The organism is Chamaesiphon sp. OTE_75_metabat_556 (genome assembly GCF_031378165.1).
In the GTDB taxonomy this organism is placed as follows: Bacteria; Cyanobacteriota; Cyanobacteriia; order Cyanobacteriales; family Chamaesiphonaceae; genus Chamaesiphon.
The window spans coordinates 1-2,056 of sequence record NZ_JANNDR010000314.1 but is presented as its reverse complement, the minus strand read 5'-3'; the positions used below and the strand labels follow the sequence as shown (position 1 = coordinate 2,056).

Annotated in this window: 3 protein-coding genes; 1 reads left to right on the top strand and 2 read right to left on the bottom strand. The window is 47.8% G+C overall.

Annotated features, from left to right (window positions below; genetic code table 11):
- Together crtE and RMO27_RS12625 are read right to left on the bottom strand one after the other, a co-directional pair.
- The coding region (gene crtE / locus RMO27_RS12630) for a geranylgeranyl diphosphate synthase CrtE (protein ID WP_309732970.1) at positions 1-798 on the bottom strand (798 nt) is incomplete at its 3' end.
- A gap of 171 nt (positions 799-969) precedes the next feature.
- Entirely contained in the window at positions 970-1,662 is a 693-nt protein-coding gene (locus RMO27_RS12625) for an SEC59/DGK1/VTE5 family protein (protein WP_309732969.1), read from the bottom strand.
- On the opposite strand from RMO27_RS12625, the gene yidD reads away from it, so the two are divergent.
- Entirely contained in the window at positions 1,663-1,908 is a 246-nt protein-coding gene (gene yidD / locus RMO27_RS12620) for a membrane protein insertion efficiency factor YidD (RefSeq protein ID WP_309732966.1), read from the top strand.
- Positions 1,909-2,056: the final 148 nt, after the last annotated feature.

Below are 2,056 nucleotides of genomic sequence, written 5' to 3'. Positions count from 1 at the left end.
CAATCCCCACAGCTTGGGATAAGTGGCTTTTTGAGCTTCGACATCTTTGCCTGCTGTTTTACCGAGTTCGGCTCCGGTGGCAGTGATATCGAGAATATCGTCGATAATCTGGAATGCTAGACCGATATTTTGGGCGAACTTGGCTAATTTTTCGATTTCGGCGGTGGTAGCACCTGCTAAGATTGCGCCACAGACGACCGAAGATTGAAATAGGGCACCAGTTTTGTGATTGTGAATGTAAATGAGGGTTTCGATCGAGATATCGGACTTGCCTTCTGATTCTAGATCTACGACTTGTCCGCCCACTAAGCCATTAGCGCCAACGGCTCTAGCTAAATGAGCGATCGCTTTGAGGACGCGATCTGCACTCACTCCCTGGGTGTGGGTGGCGATATACTCAAACGCATAAGCCAGCAAGCCGTCTCCCGCGAGAATGGCGATATCGTCACCATAAACTTTGTGATTTGTCAACTTCCCACGGCGATAATCATCGTTATCCATCGCTGGTAAGTCGTCGTGAATCAGCGCCAGGGTGTGAATCATTTCCAGCGCACAAGCCATCGGCAGCGCCAGATCGGGATCGCCACCGACAGCTTCGCAGCTAGCCAGACACAAAATCGGTCGCAACCGCTTACCCCCAGCTAGCAATGAATACCTCATCGCAGCGTAGATGGTATCGGGGTAGGCGGGGCGGATCGAGGCATCTAGAGCCGCTTCTACGCGCGGCTGTCGATCGGTCAGATATGCCGCCAGATCGAAGGCAGTCGGTGTAGCTATTAAATCCTGGTTGCTAGTCATTGGTGCTAGAAAGTGGGGAGCGATTTGCTACCGCTCTGCACAGCCAAAGCTACGCTAACGGGTTAAAATCCTTGTCTCAACTATTTTACGAGGATTTGGTTCTTTTTAGTGAATAGTCAATAGTGGACATTCTGAGATCTCAGCTTTGCAAGGTCTAGGTTTCAGACTCATTTACCTAATCAATAATCGATCGATCCCAAAGGCTAAACCCGCGCTGACTAAGGGAACGGAGAGATTGTCTAAACCCCATTGGGCGATCGATTCTACGGCTGTTGCGGCAATTGCAACGGGAATTCCGACGATCCAGGTTTGCCAAATGTTACCTTGGACGCTAAATAATACGATCGACACGATCGCATAACTAACTAGTAACATTGTTAAAGTCCCTTCCCAGCTTTTAGTATTTCCCAGGATAGTATAGGGATGCTTGCCAAATTTCTGACCAATAATCGCCGCCAAACCATCGCCCCAAGCCATAATCAGAATTCCAATTACCCCATAGTGGGGTAGATTTAGCTGCCAAAATATCGCTGTCAAAATGCCAATACTAACAGCGTAAAAAAATGTCCCCAAACTCTTACGTCCAACGCTATTTACCCCTGGTAAAATGGGGAAGCGATAGGAAGCGAGCGTAATTATTCCGGCTAATACCGCCGATGTAATTCCCACCCACACAGGTAACTGGAGCAACCAAGCAATAAGCATCACATTCCCCGTACCGATATGCACTACCTTGCGGACATGTTCGGGTTTGGTGTCGGTATAGCGATGTAACAATTCGGCGGTGAGGACGATCGAGCCAACATATACTGGAACTGTCGCAATCCGCAACCAGAGATTAGATTCGGCGAAAAATGTTTGCATATGAAAAAAAGTTTAATTCGATCGATCCGCATTTACCAACAGTTTATTTCTAGTTTATTGCCACCTAGTTGTCGATTTACGCCGACTTGCTCCCAATATGCCGTAGAAGCGATCGACAGGTTTGGTACAATCAAAGGCAGTTATCTAGCCACCATGCGGATTTGTCGCTGCCATCCCTTCCATCCTGGCGGTTACGATCCCATCCCCGAAATCTCTAATAATAGCAACAGATCCGATCGAGACTGATTTTGGATTTTGGATTAAAAATCGGGCGTTGCTGAACATAGGTGTAATTTTATGTCTTTGCAACAGCTATCCTCTTCTCCCCGCTCCCCGCTGTCTTGATTCGCTGTCTTGTCGTTTTTTTATTCGGGGGTTCCCCCCAAATAAAAAC